This window comes from Marichromatium sp. AB31 (assembly GCF_003718685.1).
In the GTDB taxonomy this organism is placed as follows: domain Bacteria; phylum Pseudomonadota; class Gammaproteobacteria; order Chromatiales; family Chromatiaceae; genus Marichromatium; species Marichromatium gracile.
The window spans coordinates 50,638-71,206 of sequence record NZ_RHFI01000002.1; the positions used below are offsets into that span (position 1 = coordinate 50,638).

Annotated in this window: 15 protein-coding genes; 4 read left to right on the plus strand and 11 right to left on the minus strand. The window is 67.3% G+C overall.

Features of this window, described 5'->3' with window-relative positions; genetic code table 11:
- The first annotated feature begins 5 nt into the window (after positions 1 to 5).
- The 3 genes from EBL84_RS02550 (at position 6) to EBL84_RS02560 (ending at position 7,490) form a co-directional block, all read left to right on the plus strand.
- Positions 6 to 4,196, plus strand: coding sequence for a pilus assembly protein (locus EBL84_RS02550; protein ID WP_148040256.1), 4,191 nt, complete (start codon positions 6 to 8; stop codon positions 4,194 to 4,196).
- A 3-nt stretch (positions 4,197 to 4,199) separates the two neighbouring features.
- Complete coding sequence (locus EBL84_RS02555; RefSeq protein WP_123139390.1) at positions 4,200 to 4,610, plus strand: type IV pilin protein; 411 nt, start codon at positions 4,200 to 4,202, stop codon at positions 4,608 to 4,610.
- Between the two features lie 111 nt (positions 4,611 to 4,721).
- A complete protein-coding gene (locus EBL84_RS02560) occupies positions 4,722 to 7,490 on the plus strand; it encodes an EAL domain-containing protein (RefSeq protein ID WP_123139391.1) in 2,769 nt (922 codons plus the stop codon).
- 12 nt (positions 7,491 to 7,502) lie between these two features.
- Here the strand turns inward: EBL84_RS02560 and EBL84_RS02565 are convergent, their stop codons facing one another.
- Together EBL84_RS02565 and EBL84_RS02570 are read right to left on the minus strand one after the other, a co-directional pair.
- Entirely contained in the window at positions 7,503 to 9,656 is a 2,154-nt protein-coding gene (locus EBL84_RS02565) for a methyltransferase domain-containing protein (RefSeq protein WP_123139392.1), read from the minus strand.
- On the minus strand, positions 9,653 to 10,204 hold the full coding sequence (locus tag EBL84_RS02570; protein WP_190287873.1) for a gamma carbonic anhydrase family protein: 552 nt from the start codon (positions 10,202 to 10,204) through the stop codon (positions 9,653 to 9,655). Before EBL84_RS02570 ends, EBL84_RS02565 begins: the two co-directional genes overlap by 4 nt.
- Before the next feature lie 134 nt (positions 10,205 to 10,338).
- Between EBL84_RS02570 and EBL84_RS02575 the strand changes: the two genes are divergently transcribed.
- On the plus strand, positions 10,339 to 11,559 hold the full coding sequence (locus EBL84_RS02575) for a hypothetical protein (RefSeq protein ID WP_123139393.1): 1,221 nt from the start codon (positions 10,339 to 10,341) through the stop codon (positions 11,557 to 11,559).
- Here the strand turns inward: EBL84_RS02575 and radA are convergent, their stop codons facing one another.
- The 9 genes from radA to EBL84_RS02620 form a co-directional block, all read right to left on the minus strand.
- A complete protein-coding gene (gene radA / locus EBL84_RS02580) occupies positions 11,560 to 12,933 on the minus strand; it encodes a DNA repair protein RadA (protein WP_123139394.1) in 1,374 nt (457 codons plus the stop codon). It lies immediately after the preceding gene.
- Between the two features lie 20 nt (positions 12,934 to 12,953).
- On the minus strand, positions 12,954 to 14,363 hold the full coding sequence (dnaB, locus tag EBL84_RS02585) for a replicative DNA helicase (RefSeq protein WP_123139395.1): 1,410 nt from the start codon (positions 14,361 to 14,363) through the stop codon (positions 12,954 to 12,956).
- Positions 14,364 to 14,630: 267 nt separating this feature from the next.
- Entirely contained in the window at positions 14,631 to 15,080 is a 450-nt protein-coding gene (gene rplI, locus EBL84_RS02590; RefSeq protein ID WP_005222409.1) for a 50S ribosomal protein L9, read from the minus strand.
- 47 nt (positions 15,081 to 15,127) lie between these two features.
- A complete protein-coding gene (locus EBL84_RS02595; protein WP_123139396.1) occupies positions 15,128 to 16,036 on the minus strand; it encodes a DUF2232 domain-containing protein in 909 nt (302 codons plus the stop codon).
- A gap of 61 nt (positions 16,037 to 16,097) precedes the next feature.
- Complete coding sequence (gene rpsR, locus EBL84_RS02600) at positions 16,098 to 16,322, minus strand: 30S ribosomal protein S18 (protein WP_005222396.1); 225 nt, start codon at positions 16,320 to 16,322, stop codon at positions 16,098 to 16,100.
- A gap of 22 nt (positions 16,323 to 16,344) precedes the next feature.
- Entirely contained in the window at positions 16,345 to 16,701 is a 357-nt protein-coding gene (gene rpsF, locus EBL84_RS02605) for a 30S ribosomal protein S6 (RefSeq protein ID WP_062271666.1), read from the minus strand.
- Between the two features lie 394 nt (positions 16,702 to 17,095).
- Positions 17,096 to 17,794 (minus strand): molecular chaperone DnaJ, encoded by a 699-nt coding sequence (locus tag EBL84_RS02610; protein WP_123139397.1) that lies wholly within the window; start codon positions 17,792 to 17,794, stop codon positions 17,096 to 17,098.
- Positions 17,795 to 17,835: 41 nt separating this feature from the next.
- Positions 17,836 to 19,743 (minus strand): ATP-dependent DNA helicase, encoded by a 1,908-nt coding sequence (locus EBL84_RS02615; protein ID WP_123139398.1) that lies wholly within the window; start codon positions 19,741 to 19,743, stop codon positions 17,836 to 17,838.
- Positions 19,744 to 19,778: 35 nt separating this feature from the next.
- On the minus strand, positions 19,779 to 20,567 hold the full coding sequence (locus EBL84_RS02620) for a tetratricopeptide repeat protein (protein WP_123139399.1): 789 nt from the start codon (positions 20,565 to 20,567) through the stop codon (positions 19,779 to 19,781).
- Positions 20,568 to 20,569: the final 2 nt, after the last annotated feature.

Consider the following 20,569-nt stretch of genomic DNA (forward strand, 5'->3'; position numbering starts at 1 on the left):
GCTCCATGCATACTGAACTCGAGAATCACATCAGAAGATCGGCCGCCAGAATCAAGCTGACACTCGCCACGCTCCTGATCTCACAGCTTGCATGCGCAGACATGGTTTCACAGATCCCTCTGTCCGTAGGAACCAATGTCCCCGGTAATCTCGCGCTGGTTCCTTCCGTGGAATGGCCCACGATCAACAGTGTCGCCAATCTCGGCGCATACACCGAGGATCGCGCCTACGCAGGTTATTTCGATTCAAATAAATGCTATCGCTATGAAGGGATCGATTCAGCCGAGGAGGAGCGCCACTTCTACCCTTCATCCACCACGAATAATCGCAGATGCTCAGGGGATGGCGAATGGAGTGGCAACTTCATGAACTGGGCAGCAACCCAAACCATTGACCCCTTCCGCGCAGCACTCTCGGGGGGATACAGATACCGCGACACTGTCGAAGAAACCTGGCTACAAAAAGCGAGGCATGACGGCCAAGGCGGCACCAATGTGTATCCCGAGAGAAGAACACCTCAATCCGGAAGTAATGCATCACTTATCTCTGGCGCAACCCCATTCGAGGCGGACTGGATAAACATTCGCATCAATGGCCTCGGCAACAGGATGTATTTCACCTTGCCGAACGATTTCAGCTCGACTAGTGACACACAGACGAGCCAACAGGTGTTCGACGACTCTGACTTCTCATCCGGCTGGATTCAATATCGCAACGGAGAGGTTTCAAGAGACAGTTCGCGCTCTGTCGACGCGATAACAGGAAGTCTAAGAAAGACAGATTCGAACGACCCCAACGGCGGCTACAAGACAATGTCCCAGACGGTCGATAGAAATTTCATATTCACCGGCTGGATTTATCGCCCTTCCAACAGCGGCGGAGGAAATGCCGACCGTCTTTCCATCAGCGACTCCGATTTCGACGGCTACGGCGTCGTATTCACCAGCACACAATTTGGCATCGAGAAGCGTAGCGATGGCAACCCATCATCCCTTGGCTCTAGACAGAGCTGGAACAGACCGGAAAACGAATGGTATCGCTTCGTCCTTACATCATATGATGACGGCGAAATTTCCTTAGAGGTCTACGACGACAGAAACCAGCAGCTCGGCAGTATCAGCGGGATCACCGACAGTAGTTATAGCAGCTTCGACCGTATCGTCATCCATGGCGGCCACACGTATTATGTCGACAACCTGTCCGTATCGACAACGGATAGCGACATACCCTACCCGCTGAAGTCTTCCGATTCCCAGTCGAGCACCTTCGAGGCTCATGTCCGCGTCAAGGTCTGCGACCCGAGTGTTTCCCTCGAAGACAATTGCGTGCGATACGGCAGCCATTACAAGCCAGAGGGGCTACTTCAGGAGTACTCCAGCAGGATTCGCTATGCGGTCTTCGGATATCTGAACGACTCGAACAAATATCGGGACGGTGGAGTACTCAGGGCCGGGATGCGCTTCATCGGCGAGAACATGATCGATGACTCCGGGCTCACCATCGAGAACCCGAACCCCGAATGGGACCTGGCGACCGGCGTCCTGACCCCAAACCCAACCCCATCGGATATCACCTCGACGCTCATCGCAGCTGGTGTCGAGGATAGCGGCGTCATCAACTATCTCAACAAGTTCGGCGAGATGACCAGTGCGAACCACAAGAGCATCGACCCGGTCAGCGAACTCTTCTATGCCGCACTACGCTACTTCAAGCATCAGGGAAATGTCCCCGAATACTCGGACATCTCGGGCTCCGACGACCAGAAGTACCAGCTTGCCGATGGCTTCCCCGTCATCACCTCATGGCAGGACCCCATCCAGCACTACTGCCAGAAGAGCGTCATTCTCGGTATCGGCGACGCCAATACCCACAGGGACAAGAACCTCCCGGGAAACAGCAGGAGCAGCGACGAGCCAGCAACACCGAGCGAGGTCAGCGGTGACAGCAGCATCGACGTCGTAACCGCAACCCAGCGCGTCGCACTGCTCGAAGGCATCACCATCAGCACCCCCTTCACCGGACGCGAGAACTCGGCCTACATCGTGGGGCTCGCCTATGACGCCCATACCCGCGATATCCGTCCAGATCTTATCGACAAGCAAACCGTGTCGACCTACTGGGTCGATGTCCGCGAGGCACAGAAACTGGAATCCCGAGCGCGCAACCAGTACTGGCTCGCCACCAAGTACGGCGGCTTCTCCGTACCGAACGACTACCGAACCTACGAGCAGACCGAACCACTCCCCGACAGCTGGTGGCACACAACCGGCGACATCCTGTCGACAGGCGACAAGCGCCCCGACAACTTCTATGTCGCCAGCGAGGCCGACAAGATGATCGAAAGCCTGACCCAGGCATTCAGCAACATCGTCGAGGAGACCGTGGGAACCGGGAGCGGACTGGCGACCAACTCATCGGAGCTGAGTACCGACACCAGAAGCTACCAGGCAAGCTTCGTCAGCGGTTCCTGGGACGGAGATGTCGAGGCCTTCAGCATGGACACCCAGACCGGAGTGCTCAGCGAAACACCGGAGTGGAGCGCAAACGACGCCCTTCCTGCCTGGGATGCCCGCAAGATCTTCTTCAACCGCCCGGACTCGCAAACCGCCGAACCTTTCACCTGGGATAATCTCAGCGGCGCTCAGCAAGCCCTCCTGCAATCGAGCTCGATCGTCGACTATCTCCGTGGAGACACCTCGAACGAAACGCCGAGCGGAACCCTGAGGAGTCGCCAGCACCTGCTCGGCGACATCGTCAACTCAGCACCGGTCCATGTGTCCTCACCCGACCCGTCCTTCTATGTCGGTGCAACCTTCCTCGGCGCCAGTAGCTATGCCAATTTCAGTCGCAACCAGCAGAGTCGTTCAGCAACACTCTACGTCGGCGCAAACGACGGCATGCTGCACGCATTCGACGCCGCCACCGGAGAAGAGATCTACGCATTCATCCCCAACGCTGTCTTCTCGAAGGGCCTCGTATCCCTGGCCAACCCCGACTATGCCCATCGCTACTTCGTCGATGGTGAGCTGACGGTGGCAGACGTCTATACCTCCGGGGCCTGGAAGAGCGTGCTGATCGGGACCCTGGGGCGAGGTGGCCCCGGGGTATTCGCACTGGATGTCACCGATCCGACCAACATTTCGCTGCTCTGGGAAAGGGATGAGCAGGACATCCCCGGACTCGGTCGCAACATCGGCAAGCCGATCGTCGCTCAGGTCGACGACGGCGAGTGGCGCGTTCTGCTCGGCAACGGCCCGGACAACCAGAGCGGCACGGCCCAACTGTTGATGATCGACGTGGCCGATGGCAGCGCGGTAAGCGTGGAGCCGACGACGGAAACCGACAACGCCTTGTCCGCGATCTATGCATGGGACTCGAACGGTGACGGCTTCACCGACACTGTCTATGCCGGCGACCTAAAGGGCAACCTGTGGAGATTCGAGAACCTCTCCAGCAACACCCCACAGAGCAGGTTACTGTTCAGTGCAACGGATGCCTCGAACACCTCCCAACCCATCACCGTCGCGCCATTGGTCGGCGTCGATCCCGACAGCGACCTACGCTGGGTCTTCTTCGGCACTGGCCGTTATCTCAACGAGACCGACATCACCGACACGCAAGTGCAAAGCTGGTACGGCCTGGTCGACGAAGGTCAAACCATCTCCAGCCGCTCCAACCTCGTCGCGCGTCAGATCGAGGCCGAAGGGCTGGTCGACGAGCTGGCCGTCAGGGTCGTTTCCGCCGGTGACAGCGAGGATCTCGAGGGCAAGAGCGGGTGGTACATCGATCTCGTCTCGCCGATCAATGGTCGCGAGGGTGAACGCATGACCCTGCCCAACCAATTCCAAGGGGAGGTCCTGTTCGGTACCACCCGTATACCCGACTCGAGTGACAGTTGCCAACCCACGGGTAACGGCTTCGTCATGGCGATCGACCCCTTCACCGGAGCCAGGCTTAGCGAGGGGATCTTCGACATTGACCGAGACGGAGAATTCGACCAGAGTGACGCGCTCGAGGTCAGCGGCGAGCCAATCCCGGTATCCGGGGTCGGATTCTCGCACGTTCCGAACCAGCCGACCTTCGTCGCCAACTTCATGCAGGTCGTTCTCGACAACAGTGACACCGAGACGATCCAGATCCGTGCACCGGAGAGTTCGATCAACCGCGCCTCCTGGCGAGAGATCCTGGAGTACTAGGTCATGAGAAAGAATCACAGCGCTGGTTTCTCGCTGATCGAGTTGATGATCACCGTTGCCATCATCGGAATACTGGCAGCGATCGCTTATCCATCCTATATCGACCAGGTCACCAAGACCTATCGTGGACGAGCCAAGTCCTGCATCGGCGAATACGCTCAGTTCATGGAGCGTTATTACACCGAGAAAATGTCTTATGCAGACGCAGTCCCAAACCTGTCCTGCAGCAGCGACGACAGCATGGATACCAGGTACACCATTTCAGTCAAGGACCTCAGCCGCAGCACCTACACCATAGAAGCAATCCCCATCGGCGCACAAAGCACACATGACACCAAGTGCGCGACACTGAGCCTGGACCAATCAGGGAAGAAGGGGGCATCCGGTAGCGGCGGCGTTAGTGGCTGCTGGTAAACCCCGACCGGAAAACGGACATCCAAATCATATGAACCGGCCAAACTCCCCGATCGATTCAGGAACGACACCATTCCCCGGAACCGAAAAAAAACGTCCCTCGATCCCTTTATGTCTCTGCTCTCAGCCATCCCGCAAGGAGCGCTTCTCCTAGACAAAGGACTGCGCATCACCGAAATCAATCGCCCGCTTCTCGAACTGGTCGGCAAGCCCAACACCGACCTGCGTGGCACATGCTTCAGCGACCTGCTGGCAAACCCCTCCCCCGCGCTACTCGCACAGTTCGACATCGCCACTCACGAGGCATCGCCGCGGCGACTGAATATCCTGCTGACGACCAAGAACGGACAGCTGAGGGCGCAGCTGACGGTATCGCCCTACCAAGACCAGGAGACGCAATGGCTGGTGATGGTCATGGATACCGCCTGGAGCGAACTCGCAAACCAGTATCCAGCCCATACCGAAGAGGCCCAAGCCTTCGCCCGGGTCGCCAACTGGCAGCTCGAGGTGGCGACCGGTCAGGTCCGCGTCACCCGTACCTGGTACGACATCTGGGGGCTGCCCCCGACCGAGACGCTGATGCTCGAGGACGCGCTCGGGCTCATCCACCCCGACGACCGTCCGCGCGTCGAACAGGCCCTCGAGCAGGCTGGAGAGTCCCAAGCACCGATCCAGGTGCGCTTCAGGCTGCAGCGCCCCGATGGCAGCGAGTGCTGGATCGAGGGCACCGGCCACATCGACCCGCGCGCCACCGAGAGCGACGCCCGTATCTGCGGCGTGGTCATGGACATCACCGAGCGCTACCGCGCCGAGCAGGCGCTCTCGCACTACAGCGAGATCCTCTCGGCCTCATCCGAGCGGCTCGCCTTCGTCGATCCCGAGCACCACATCCGCGCCGTCAACCGCGCCTTCCTCAACGCGCTCGATCGTGACTACGACGCGGTCATCGACCAGCCACTTGGCCGGGTGATCTCCGACCAGACACTCGGTGCCGCGCTGCAGCAGGCACTGGAGCGCTGTCTCGCGCACGCCAAGGAACATGCCGAGGACCTGCGTCGCCCCGGCCCCGACGGCGAACCACGCGACCTCGAGATACGGGTCAGTCCGCACCGCGGCGAGGACGACCAGCTTGCCGGCGCGGTGATCAATGTCCGCGACGTCACCCTGGTGCGCGAGGCCGAACGCCGTCTGCTGCAGTCGGCCGCGGTCTATGCCGCGACCTCCGAGGGCGTGCTGATCACCGACCCCGAGGGCGGCATCGTCGCCGTCAACGCCGCCTTCAGCCGCATCACCGGCTACACCGAGGCCGAGGTCCTCGGTCGCAATCCCAGCCTGCTCAACTCGCACTGGCACCCGCGCAGCTTCTTCGTCGGCATGTGGCGTCACCTGCTCAAGCACGGCTCCTGGATCGGCGAGGTCTGGAACCGCCGCAAGGACGGCGAGATCTATCTCCAGCGCCTGGCCATCCACCGCATCGTCGACGCCCGCGGCAACCTGCTCAACTATGTCGGCGTCTTCGCCGAGCACAGCGCCACCCTCAACACCCCCCGCCGCGCCGAGTACCTGGCCCACTACGACCAGCTCACCAAGCTGCCCAACCGGCTGCTGTTCAACTCCCGCCTGGAGCACGCCATCGAGCTGCGCCAGCGCAAGCAGATCCCGCTCGCGCTCTTCCTCATCGACCTCGACCGCTTCGCCAACATCAACACCCATCTCGGTCCGCAGATCGGCGACGAGCTGCTGCGCTCGGTGGCGCTGCGCCTGCGCAGCGAGATCCGCCCGGCCGACACCCTCGCCCGACTCAGCGCCAACCAGTTCGGCCTGATCTTCGAGGAGATCCCCGGGATCCGTGAGGCCGAATCGATCGCCCAGCGACTGCAGAACTGTCTCGCCGCGCCCTTTCACATCCGCGAGCACGAGGTCTTCGTCACCGCCAGCATCGGCATCGCCTTCGACCCCAGCACCGGCCGCGACCGCGACCTGCTGCTCGCCAAGGCCGAGTCGGCGCTGCGCGCGGTCAAGCAGGGCGGACGCAACGCCTATCGCTGTCTGGCGATCCACACCGATGCCGCCGCCGAGGAGCGCCAACGGCTCATCGGCCAGCTGCGCGAGGGGCTCGAGCGCGGCGATTTCCAGCTCCATTACCAACCGCGCGTCGACGTCGAGTCGGGTCGATGGTGCGGCATCGAGGCGATGGCGCGCTGGAACCAGCCACAACTCGGTCTGGTCGCGCCCGAGCGCTTCCTGCCACTGACCGATGACGGCGGCTTCCTGGTCGAGCTCGGTCACTGGACGCTGAACCGCGCCTGCGAGCAGTTCCAGCACTGGCGCAGCCGGGGGCTGCCGGTCGGACGACTGGCGCTGAACGTCTCCGAGCCGCTGCTGCTGCGACTCGATCTGGCCAGCACCATCGCGCGCGCGCTCGACACCCACGGACTCGACGGCGATCAACTCGAGCTGGAGTTCACCGAGGGGCTGCTGCTCAAGCACAGCGATCAGATCGTCGAGCTGTTCGCCGCCCTGCACCAGCTCGGCGTCCACCTGACGCTGCGTGACGTCGGCGCCGGCTGGCTCGCCCCCTCGCTGTTGCGCCGGCTGCCGGTGGGCACCCTGAGCATCCATCGCGGCTTCATCGAGAACCTGCCCGAGGCCCAGGAGGATCTCGACGTGGTACACGCGGTCATCGCCCTCGCCCAGTCGTTCGAGATCGGCCTGCTCGCCGATGGCGTACGTACCGAGGGTCAGCGCGAACTGCTGCTCACCATCGGCTGTCCGCACGCCCAGGGCGAACTCTACGCCCCGCCGCTTCCGCCCGAGCAGCTCGAGCACCGTATCAGTCAAAAGCCCGCGCCCCGTCCACCCAAGCTGCGCGGTAGCTGATCGCCCCTCCGTCTAGCCCGGCCGCGCCCCGGCGCGCGGCCTGACCCAGCAGTGATACATCGCCGTGAAGGTCAGCGGATGATCGCGCTCGAAGGTATCGAGCCGCGCCAGATCGGCCACCGTCGGATCCTCCGGGAAACGCGTGCGATAGGCTGCGCGCCGGGTCGGATCGAGCTCGACCCCGAGCAGCTCCAGTCCGGCATCACTGAACAGATCGGCAAGCCCAGACGGCGTGAAGCAGTGTTCCTGGACGTGGAACAGCAGATCGCGACAACCGCTCATCGAGTGGAAATCGGGCGAATCGAGCAGCGGACGCAGCACCCGCTCCTCGTCGGCGGCCTCGATCAGTCGCTGACGGGCGCGACGGATCCGCGCCGGGTCGTCACCGATCCCGACGGCATCCACCAGCGCCCGCGCACGATACACGGCCGCGCGTGCCCGCTCGCTGTAGAGCCCGAGCAGCATCACCCCGCCGGGCCGCAGACGCCCGACGAGCACCCGCACACCGGCGAGCGGATCGTCGAGATGGTGCAACACCCCCACCGACTCGATCAGGTCGAAGCGCTCGTCGAGCGCGGCGAGCGCCAGCAGATCGGCCTGGGCATAGCGCACCGCGACCCCGAGGGCCTCGCTGCGCGCGCGGGCATGGCAGAGACTGCGTAGCGACAGGTCGATCGCCAGCACCCGCGCCCCGCGCAACCGCCGCGCCGTGGCGATCGCGTGCTCGCCGGTACCGCAGCCGGCGACCAGCACCTCGGGCGTCTCCGGACAGGTCACGCCCTCCAGCTCGACGCCGGGCAGACGCTGGCGCAACAACGCCGGCAGGTCGGGCGCCGGCGTCAGTACCGGCTCGCTCACCCGCCAGCGCGGATAGGGGTTGCGCTCGTACTGCGCGCGCACCCGCCGGCTCACCACGTCCTCGGTGAGCGCCCAGCGCTCGATGTGTTCGAGCTGACGCCGCTCGGCCAGGGGCTCGACGAGCTGGCGCTCGAGCAGGGGCTGCAGCCCCTCCGGCCAGTCCCGCTCGAGCAGACGCTCGGCGAACGGGATGGAGCCGAGCGGCAGATAGGCGGCCAGCGCCGCCACCCGCTCGGCGGCGATCGGCGCGCGCCAGCGCAGCGCCTCAGCGAGCTCAGCGCGCAGCGTCGCGACCCGCGCGGTCTCCTCGGCGTCCTGGTCGTGGACGAACTCGGCAAGCTCGCACTGCTGCGCGATCGCCACCAGCAGCGCCAAGCCGTCGGTGTCGAGTCGCCCCTGCTCAACCTCGACGAGCAACGCCCGGCGCAACAGGGTCAGCAACCGCTCGAGCCCGACATCACCGAGGATCACCCGTGGCAGCAACGCCATCAGCAATGCGTCGGCGAGCAGGGCCGCAACCACCGGAGCACCGCCGAGCGCTGCCAGGGTCGGCGCCCCCGGCCAGTGCGCGGCGACACGCGCGAGCGCCGCGGCGATGACCGGCTCGGCGTGCAGCAGCGCACAACTGGGCACGAGCAGCCGCTGCGGCATACACCAACACTCATCCAGCGCCCGTACCAACAGGCCGCGCAACGCCGGGGACGGCGCGTCGGGGCGCAGCATCTCGACACTGCGCACCCAGTTAGCGCGCGCCTGCACCAGCCCGGGATCGAGCGCCAGCGCCCGTTCCAGCAAGGGGCGCGCGGCAGCGGCGCGATCGAGCGCGAGCAAGGCACCGGCCTGGTTGTTGAGCGCCGCCGCCGAATCGGGCGCCAGCGCCACGGCGCGGGCCAGCGGCACGAGCGCCGCCTCGCTCCGGCCCAGCGTCTGCAGCGCGGCGCCGAGATTGCCGAGCACCATGGGGTCTGCCGGACGCAGCGCCCGGGCGCGCTCGAGCACCTCGAGGGCACGCCCGGGCTCGCCCAGATCGAGCAGCGCGCGGCCCAGGGTATTGCGACACTCGGGATCGTCCCCGGCCAGCGCCAGCGCCCGCTCCAGCGCATCCAGCGCCGCGCGTGGACGGCCCTCGGCGAGCAACACCGAACCGAGCGCCTTCCAGCCGAAGGCCGCGCCCGGACGGGTCGCGGTGAGACGTCGAGCCAGGGTCTCGGCACGTGGCAGATCGCCACCGCGGAAGGCATCGACCAGGGCCGCCTGCGTGCTCGCATCGTGCGACGCGGCCGCCGGACGTCGTGCTCGCCGGCTCATCCGTCGATCTCCGCCAAGGCGGCGCGATGGCGCGCGGCGAGCGCGACATAGTGTTCGGCCGAGTAGTCGATCTGCGCCCGCTCGCGTTCGCTCAACGGACGCACCGGACGCGCCGGCGCGCCCAGCCACAGCTGACCGCCGGCGAGTTCCTGCCCCGGGGTGACCAGGGCGCCGGCGCCGAGCAGGGTGTAGGGATGGATCAGGGCGCCGTCGAGCACCCGGGCGCCGCTGCCGATCAGACAGCGCTCGCGGATCTCGCAACCGTGGAGCAGCGCCTGATGACCGACGGTGACCCGCTCACCGATCAGCAGCGGCGCGCCGCCCGGTCGGAAGGGCCCGTCGTGCGAGACGTGCAGCACGCAGCCGTCCTGGATGTTGCTGGCGGCGCCGATCTCGATGCGCTCGACATCGCCGCGCACCACGCACCCCGGCCACACCGAGGCCGCGGCGGCAAGCCGCACCGCACCGATCAGCACCGCACTCGGGTCGACCCAGGCGCCTGGGTCGATCTCCGGGCCACGCCCCTCGAATACACGGATCGGACACATCACCATCGCCTCACTCGATCTGACACGGATCGCCCCAGCATGACCGCGCCGGACACACCCCGCAAGCCGCGGGCTTGGCCGCGCGCAACACAGCCGCTACCCTGCCCGCCATGCGCCGCACAGGAACCCGCATCATGCATCTCATCATCAAGGGACTCGGCTGGCTCGGCCTGCTGATCCTGCTCGGTCTCGCCGGGCTCGCGCTCAGGGTCGCGCTCGACGGCCAGGCGGTGGTCCCGGAGCGCGCGCCGCTCAGCGCCGCCGACCATGCCTGGGCCGAGGACTGGTTGCGTCACAACCGCCCGCGTGACCGCCTCGCCGGGATGCCGACCATGGTCGCGCTCAGCGCCACCGAGGCCGAGCGGGTGGCCAACCATCTGATCGCCCGGATCGGCGCCGAGGGACGCGCCGCGGTCCAGCTCGCCTCCGGGCGACTCGACCTGCAGGGCTCGATTGCGCTGCCCTGGGTGGGACCCGGACGCTATCTCAACCTCGAACTCGGTCTGGTCGAGACCGACGGGGCACTGCCCGAGGTGGTCAAAGCCCGGGTCGCCGGACTGCCGCTGCCCGCCGGACTGGTGCAGGGCCTGACCGAGCGACTGCTCGATGCGCTCGGTCAGAGCCGGTTGGTACAGCGCACCCGGCTCGGACCGGAGCGGATCAGTGTGATCTACACCTGGCAGGCCGACGGGCTGGAGCGCCTGGCCAGCAGCCTGATCGCCGACACCGACCGCCCCGCCATGCTCGCCGCGCAGCGCCGGCTCGGCCGGCATCTCGCCGAGGATCGCTCGGCGCCCGATCTCGCCACCCTGCTCGGCGTGCTGCTCGGCGCGCCGAGCGAGGCCCCGCTCGCCGACAACCGCGCCGCGCTGCTGCTGCTCGCGCTCTATGTCAACGGCCAGCAGTTGCACGATCCCGAGGGCGCGCGGCTGCCACAGCGCACCGTGACCCTGCGCAAGCGCGAGGACCTCGCCCAGCACTTCACCGCCTCGGCGGCGCTCGCGCTCGAGGGCGGCGACCTGTTCTCGACCCTGGTCGGTTGGTACAAGGAGCACAGCGACAGCGACGGCGGCAGTGGTTTCAGCTTTGCCGACCTCGCCGCCAACCGCGCCGGCATCCGCCTCGCCACCCTCGCCACCGCCACCCCGGAGCAGGCGCGCTGGGTGCGCGAGCGGGCCCGCGCCGGGCTGATCGAGGACGATTTCATGCCGCGCATCGCGGGGCTGCCGGAGGGGATGAACAAGACCGAGTTCGCCGCCCGTTTCGGCGACACCGAGGACCCGCGCTACCGCCGCATCGCCGAGCACATCGAGCGGCGCATCGACGCCCGACCGCTCCATCGCGACGCGCCCTGATCAGAGCGCGTCGAGCGCCTCGCTGAGGGTGCGCACGGCGACGATCTCCAGGCCCTCGACACCGCCCTTGGGGACGTTGCCGGCCGGGGCGATGACCCGGCGAAGCCCATGCTTGACCGCCTCACGCAGCCGGTCTGGGCCATTGGGCACCGGACGCACCTCGCCCGAGAGTCCGACCTCGCCGAACACCGCCAGCTCCAGCGGCAGCGGGCGGTCGCGATAGCTCGACAACACCGCCATCAGCACCGGCAGGTCGGCGGCGGTCTCGCCGATCCGCACCCCGCCGACGACGTTGACGAAGACGTCCTGGTTGAACATGCCGATGCCGCCGTGACGGTGCAGCACCGCCAGCAGCATCGACAGGCGGTTCTGATCGAGCCCCAGCGCGACCCGGCGCGGATTGGCCAGCGAGCTCTCGTCGACCAGCGCCTGGACCTCGACGAGCAACGGCCGGGTGCCCTCGCGGGTGACCATCACCAGACTGCCGGGGGTCGGCTCGTCGTGACGCGAGAGGAAGATCGCCGAGGGGTTCTTGACCTCGCGCAACCCCTGGTCGCCCATCAGGAAGACGCCGAGTTCGTTGACCGCGCCGAAGCGGTTCTTGATCGAGCGCACCAGGCGGAAGGCGCCGCCCGACTCGCCCTCGAAATAGAGCACGGTGTCGACCATGTGTTCGAGCACCCGGGGACCGGCGAGTGCGCCCTCCTTGGTGACATGACCGACGAGGAAGACCACGGTGTCGCGCTGCTTGGCGAAACGCACCAGCTGCGCGGCCGACTCGCGCACCTGCGACACCGAGCCCGGCGCCGACTGCAGCTGCTCGGTGAACAGGGTCTGGATCGAGTCGACCACCATCACCCGCGGCTGCTCGGCGGCGGCGTGATAGAGGATGCGCTCGACACAGGTCTCGGGCAGCAGCCGGATGTCCTCGCCGTCGAGCCCGAGCCGGCGCGCGCGCAGACTGATCTGCTGCGGCGATTCCTCGCCGCTGACATAGAGCACCCGGCGGCTACTGGCGAGCGCCGCGCAGGCCTGCAGCAGCAGGGTCGACTTGCCGATGCCGGGATCGCCGCCGAGCAGGATCACCGAGCCGCCGACCAGCCCGCCGCCGAGCACCCGGTCGAGCTCGCCGATGCCGCAGGCGGTGCGGGCGCGCTCCTCCGGGGCGACCTCGGCCAGGGTCTCGACCACCGCCCCGCCGGCGAGCCCGGCATAGCCGCCGCCACGCGCCGCCGCCGGACGCGCCGGCGCGAGCTGCTCGTTGAGGCTGTTCCAGGCGCCGCAATCCGGACACTGGCCGGCCCACTTGGGCTGGCTCGCGCCGCACTCGCTGCACACATAGCTGGTCTTGGGCTTCTTGGGGGGGGTCGCCATCCGCGTTCAGTCTCCAGGGGTCAGCCGTCGTCGCCCTCGCCGTAATAGCTGCCGATATAGTTCTCGAACTTGGTGTACTTGCCGAGGAAGGTCAGCCGGGTGGTGCCGATCGGGCCGTTACGTTGCTTGCCGATGATGATCTCGGCAATCCCCTTGTCGGGGGTGTCCTCGTGATAGACCTCATCGCGATAGATGAACACGATGAGGTCGGCGTCCTGCTCGATGGCGCCCGACTCACGCAGGTCGGACATCACCGGGCGCTTGTTGGGGCGCTGTTCGAGGCTGCGGTTGAGCTGCGAGAGCGCGATCACCGGGACGTCGAGTTCCTTGGCCAGGGCCTTGAGCGAGCGCGAGATCGCCGAGATCTCGGTGGCGCGGTTCTCCCCCACCCCGGGCGCCTGCATCAGCTGCAGATAGTCGATCACGATCAGCGCCAGGTCGCCCTGTTCGCGCTTGAGCCGGCGCGCCCGTGCGCGCACCTCGGTCGGCGACAGCGCCGGGGTGTCGTCGATGAACATCTTCGCCGAGGCGAGGATGTTGACCGCCGAGGTCAGTCGCGGCCACTCGTCGTCCTCGAGCTTGCCGGTACGGATGCGGTGCTGATCGATACGCCCGAGCGAGGACATCATGCGCATCGCCAGCGAATCGCCCGGCATCTCCATGCTGAACACCGCCACCGGACGCTTCGACTGGATGGCGACGTGCTCGGCCATGTTCATCGCAAAGGTGGTCTTGCCCATCGACGGACGCCCGGCGACGATCACCAGATCGGAGGGCTGCAACCCGGAGGTCATGCCGTCGAAGTCGGTGAATCCGGTGGCTAGGCCGGTGATCGGCTCGTCGCTCTGATAGAGGGTGTCGATGCGCTCGACGGCGAGGTTGAGCAACGACTTGATCGGCTGGAAACCGCCGCCGCCGCGCGACTGCTGCTCGGCGATCTCGAACACCTGGCGCTCGGCGTCGTCGAGCAGCTCGGTGACCGGACGTCCCTGGCTGTCGTAACCGCTGTCGGCGATCGCGGTGCCGGCGGCGATCATCTGGCGCAGCACCGAGGTGTCGCGCACGATCTGGGCATAGGCCTTGATGTTGGCCGCGCTCGGGGTCTCGTTGACCAGGGTGGCGAGATAGGACAGTCCGCCGGCGGCCTCGAGCTGCTCGGAGCGCTCCAGGGTCTCGGCGAGGGTGACGACGTCGAAGGGCTGGTCGGACTCGGCGAGTCGGGCGATCGACTGGAAGATCAACCGATGCTCGCGACGATAGAGATCACGCGCCGAGACCACATCGGCGACCCGGTCCCAGGCGGTGTTGTCGAGCATCAGACCACCGAGCAACGACTGCTCGGCGTGGAGATTGTGCGGCGGCACCCGCACCCGATCCATGCCACCCTCGGTGGCGAGCGCGGCAAGCTCTTCGGTATCAGGGTCGAACATGAGGCCCCCGGTGGAAAGGATAACCGGCTCGGCGACGCTCGGGGAGGTTGATCGGGATCCGCTGGCGTGTCGTTCGAGCGGGGCTCGGACGCCCTGATTGTGGTGTCATGCACCAGGCGTTGGCAAGCATGGTCCGCGACGATCCGAGATCACCCGAAGCAGGCGCGGGACAGCAACGACAGCACGGCGGCGCAGAGACAACACAGGGGCGCAGAGCGCCCCTGTATCCACGCACAGGCCCCGGTGAGGGCGGGGCGAGCGGCGGACTCAGTCTTCCGGGACGACGTCGACCATGATGGTGGTATCGACGTCGGCGTGCAGGTGCAGCGCGACCTCGTACTCACCGGTGGCGCGGAAGGCGCCGTTGGGCAGACGCACCTCGGACTTGTCGAGCGCGATACCGGCGGCGGTGACCGCCTCGGCGATGTCGGCGGTGCCAACGGAGCCGAACAGACGTCCCTCGTCACCGGCCTTGCGAGCGACGGTCACGCGCATCTCCTCGAGCTCGGCCTTGCGCGCCTCGGCCGCGGCCAGCTGCTCGGCGGCGAGCTGCTCGAGCTCGGCGCGACGCGCCTCGAAGGCCTCCAGGTTCTCGGCGGTGGCGACCACGGCGAAGCCGCGCGGCACCAGGTAGTTACGACCGTAGCCCGGACGCACATTGACCTTGTCTCCGAGCGAGCCAAGACCACCAACGTTCTTCAGCAGAATGAGTTCCACGTGATATTTCCTCTTAAATCGTTCGTCGTCTGCATGCGATTCAAGCCTCAGCGTCGCCGCGAGGGCAGGCGCGCTGCCCGGGCGCGGATGTCCACCCAGACATCGAGCAGGCCGAGGGCGGCGATCGCCACCGCCATCTGCGGCAACAGCACCAGCAGCACATAGAGCAGCACCAGCCAGCCCGTCCCCGAGCCACGTTGGACTCGCAGCTGGTGGACCACCGCCAGCCCCTGGAGCAACAGGCCCACCCCGGCGACCAGCGCGAGATCGGCGAGCAACCCCGGGCCTCGCACCAGCGCCCAGCCGGCGATCAGCAACAGCGCCAACAGCGCGAAGGCGCGGTGCAGGCGATAGGCCCTGAAGCCCTCGCCGAAGCCGCCCGGGTTGTAGAGCTGCGCCTGCCACCAGCGGGCGAGGAACAGGGCGAGCACGACCTGGAAGGTCAGCGCCATGGCGAAGGCCCCGGTCATCCACCGCGCCAGCTCGCCGAACAGCGCGGCGTTGGCCGCCGCGCCATCGGGCTGAGCGGCCAGCGCCGCCTCGCGCATCAACTCGAGCAACCGCGCCCAGAAGACGGCGGGGTCGCCAACGATGGCGTAGACCAGCACCAGACCGAGCATCACCAGCAGGCTCGCGGACTCGACCGTGAGCGCCAGCGATCGGCTGTAGCGCAACACCAGCGCCAGCCCCCAGATCGGCACCCAGAACAGCAGCAACACCCCGAGCACCAGCAGCGGGGCCCCGAACACGAGACCGTAGAAGAGTCCCGCCCCGAGGGTCGCGAGCAGCGCCACCAGGGCACCGCCGCGCGCGCCGTTGCGCAGGGTCACCAGGCCCACTGCCGCTGCGGCGACGACCCCGAACACCGGGATCATCACCGACAGCAGGGCCGAGGTGGCAGCCACCAGCGCCGCCTGCGAAGGCCCGCGCATGATGAAACTCGCCAGTGACTTCATCGCATCAGACCTGCAGCCGTGCCGCCACCGGTCTCAACCGAGGGCGGCACGACGCGCCGGATCAATGACCGTCGGTGTAGGGCAGCAGGGCCAGGTAGCGCGCGCGCTTGACCGCCTGGGCGAGCTGGCGCTGGTACTTGGCCGAGGTACCGGTGATGCGGCTGGGCACGACCTTGCCGGACTCGCTGACATAGGCCTTCAGCAGGTTGAGATCCTTGTAGTCGATCTCGGTGATGCCTTCAGCGGTGAACCGGCAGTAACGCTTGCGTCGAAAGAATCGGGACATGATGTTCTCCAGTGCCTAGTGATCAGTCGTCGCGCTTGCTCGAAGCGCCCTCGTCCTCGCCTTCGGTCTTGGCCAGGGGCGAGGGCTCGGTGACGGCGCTGTCACGACGGATGATCATGTTGCGCAGCACTGCGTCATTGAAACGGAAGGCGCTCTCGAGCTCGTCGATCGCTTCCTGATCGCACTCGACGTTCATCAGCACATAGTGTGCCTTGTGCACCTTGTTGATCGGGTAGGCCAGCGGACGACGGCCCCAGTCCTCGAGGCGGTGGATCTGACCGCCGCGCTTCTCGAGATTGGTCTTGTAACGCTCGACCATGCCGGGCACCTGCTCGCTCTGGCTCGGGTGCACCAGGAAAACCACTTCGTAGTGTCGCATCTTGGCTCCTTACGGATTGGACAGCCTCCCGCCGCGCAGACTCGGCGCCGAGACGGTGAGGCAAGGAGTATCCCCGAGGATTCGGGGAATCGATCATTGTACGCAAACTCAGGGGGCTTTGGAAACGAAAGATTAGTCGGGGGAAAGAGCCGACGGGGGGTTGAACCGCCAAGGCGCGAAGGGCGCAAAGAAGAGCAGAGCCTCCAGCGATCAGCCTCCAGTCGCCAGTGGGTGTGCGCCCTCGACAACAGCACGGTTTGCCGTCATCAACCGGTGCGCACGTCCTTGGCCCAGCGCTTGAGGGCAGGCGACCACCGGCGACCGGTCGGTAACAGCTTGAACACCCCTTTGCGCCCTTGGTGCCTTGGCGGTTCAATCTTCCGGCAACTGGCCGCTACTCCTCCAGCAGCACCTGCTTGGCGGCGTTGATGCGCGCGGCCAGGTAGTCGGAGCCGCCGCGGTCGGGATGCAGACGTTGCATCAGCCGACGGTGGGCGGCGCGGATCTCGTCCGGCCCCGCGTCCGCGCCGAGGCCGAGGATGGCGCGCGCCTCGCTCGGGCTCGGTCGTCCCGAGCCGGCGCCACCGCTGCCGCCACTCGCCCCGCTCCAACCGCGTGCCCGGGAGAGATAGGTCTCGAGCAACCGCGCCGATTCCGCGTCGGACTCGCGATAGAACTCGAGCATCCGTGCCAGCGCCTCGCGATCGAGCGCGCTCAGTCGCCGCCCGGCGAAGGGGCCGTCGAGCACCTGGCCGTCGAGCGCGCCACCACCCGCATCAAGCTCGAGTTCGAGATAACGACTGCGCAATCGCGGCCCCTGACCGGCGCGCCCGCGCCCCAGAAAGCGCTGCAGCAGCGGCAACAGCTGCGCCAGATTGGCGATCCGCAGCACCACCGGGATCGCCGCGCCCAGGGCGGCGAACAGCGGATTGAGCCGTCCGGTGGCTGCCGCCAGCACCAGCAGGCCGACCAGGCCCCACACCACCCAGCCACGCAGGGCGCGCGCGACCTCGGGCGCCGGGGTACGGACGAACCAGCGCCACCCCCACCACAGCAGGACCAGCAGCGCGATCAGGACCAGCAGACGAGCCATCCATCCTCCTCGATTGTCGATATCGACCGGGGCCCCGGACCTCAGTCGGCGGTGGCGAAGAAGTCGCGCACATCGGCGATGTCGCGGGTGCGCGCGGTGCGCGGCAGGCTGTCGAGAAAGGCGTAGCCATAGGAGCGCGAGAGCAGTCGCGGGTCACAGACCACCAGCACGCCACGGTCCTCGCTGCCGCGGATCAGCCGTCCCGCCCCCTGCTTGAGCGCGATCACCGCCTGCGGCAACTGGTAGTCGCGGAACGGGTTGCCGCCGCGCTGGCGCAACGCCTCGATGCGCGCGGCGAGCACCGGGTCGCCGGGCGAGGCGAAGGGCAGGCGATCGATGAGCACGCAGGAGAGCGCCTCGCCACGCACGTCGACCCCCTCCCAGAAGCTCGAGGTGCCGAGCAGCACCGCGTTGCCCAGCTCGCGAAAGCGTTCGAGCAGCTCGCCGCGCGGCGCCTGCCCCTGCACCAGCAACGGATAGTCGATCTGGCCGACCAGCCCGGCGGCGACCTCGCGCAACGCCCGATGGCTGGTGAACAGCAGAAAGGCCCGCCCCCGACTGTAACCGATCACCTCGCGGGCGAGCGCCAGCACCTGCTGGTTGTAGTCCGGTTCCGAGGGCTTGGACAGACCGCGGGGGACGAACCAGAGCGCCTGGCTGGAGTAGTCGAAGGGGCTCTCCCAGCGCGCGGTCTCGGCCTCGTCGAGCCCGAGCCGGCGGATGAAATGACCGAAGTCGTCGCCCACGGCCAGGGTCGCCGAGGTCAGCACCCAGGCGGTGCCGGGTCGCGCCATCTGGGCACGGAACACCCCGGAGACCTCGAGCGGGGTCTGGTGCAGACGGAAACCACGCCCCTGGGTCTCGAACCAGCGCACCACCCGTTCGTCGGGCTCGCCGAGCAGGGTCTGCAGCCGCGCCAGCAGCTCGGTGGCGCGCTCGGCACAGGCATCGAGCCCCTTGCCCCGCCCGCCGAGCGCACCGAGCCCCTCGCCGAGCGCGGTCAGACGACGCGCCAGGGCATCGAGCGCGCGTATCACCGCAGGCTCCTCCTTGAGCGACTCCCAGGGGCCGCGCCGCTCACCGCTGCCGAGCGCCAGGCGCAGGTCCTGCAGCACCCGGCGCACCCGGGCGCAGTGCTCGAGCAGCTCGGGCACGTCGCCCGCCTCGCGCTGGTACTCCAGCTCGGTGTCGCGCAGCAGGTCGTGCAGCTGACGGCTGCTCAACGCCATGCCGAAGAAGGTCGAGGCAGTATCGGGCAGCTGGTGGGCCTCGTCGAGGATGAAGCAGTCCGCGCCGGGCAGGATGTCGCCGAAGCCCTCGTCCTTGAGTGCCAGGTCGGCGCAGAACAGATGATGATTGACCACCACCAGGTCGGCGGCCTGGGCCTCGCGCCGGGCGGCGAGCAGGTGGCAGGACTGCCACTGCGGACACTCCTGGCCGAGACAGTTGTCGGTGGTCGAGGTCACCAGCGGCCACACCGCGCTCTCGTCCGGGAGCGGCAACTCGGCGATGTCACCGCTGCGGGTATTGGCCGACCAGTCGCGCACCCGCTCGAGATGCGCGCGCAGCACCCGATCGTGACGCCCCGGCTCGTCGAGCGCGAGACCCAGGCGGTGGACGCAGAGATAGTTCGCCCGCCCCTTGAGCAGCGCGGCGCGCAACGGCAGGCCGAGGGCGTCGCGGATCAACGGCAGATCGCGATGGAAGAGCTGGTCCTGGAGGTTGCGGGTACCGGTGGAGATCAGCACCTTGCGCCCGGAGAGGATCGCCGGGACCAGATAGGCGAAGGTCTTGCCAGTGCCGGTGCCGGCCTCGCACACCAGCACCCCGCCGCCGTCGATCACGGCGCCGACCCGCTCGGCCATCTCGCGCTGCGGCTGACGCGTCCGGAACCCCGGCACGCGGGCGCTCAACGGCCCGTCGTCGCCGAAGACCCGCGCAAGCTCCATGCGGTCCACCCTGGCCGTCGCCGTGCCCGTCGCGCTCAACCGCCGCTGGCGCGACGTTCGGCCTCGCTCGCACCGGCGGCGTCACCGGCGCGCCGACGCACATCGGCGATGATCAGCCAGTTGTCACGACGTACCGCCGCGTCCTCGCCGGCGAGGTTGTTGGAGCGCGAGGCGAGATTGCCCGCCTGCCCGGTCTGGCCCTGCTCGAGCCGCACCCGCGCCAGCCGGTTCCACAGATAGGCCTGCTTGGGCGCGATGCGCAGCGAGCGCTCGAGCGAGGCGGCGGCGCCGGCATAGTCGCCCGACTGACGCTGGCGCTCGGCCTGTCGCGCCAGGGCCTCGGCGGCAGCCGGCAGATCGGGCGCGCTCACCGAGGAGGCCGGCGCAGGCGCGGGTTGCGCCGGGGCCTGCTGAGGCGTGGTCACCGCCGCGGTACGAGGCGTCTCCGGCGGCGGCGGGGTGATGGCCGCTGGCGCGTTCGAGCGCACGCTCGGGGCGCTCGGGCGCTGTTCGACCGGCGCCGGCGTCGGCGTCGGAGATTGGGTCGGCGCCTCGGAGACCAGCGCCGGCACAGTGGAGCCGGTCGGGCCTGGCTCGGCAACCACCTCGGGCGCCGGGAGCTGCGCCGGGTCGCGATAGGCATAGACCTCGGTCTGCGGCTCCGCGACCGCCGGATCCTCGGCGGCGGATTCGGCCGACTCCGGGGTCGGCGCCTGCTCGGGGCGCGGGGTCACCCGGACCACGGGTGCGGGGTCCCCTTGACGGGGTTGGCCGGCGCAGGCACTCAGCGCCAGGACGGCGATCAGGATGATGAAGGCTCGCATCG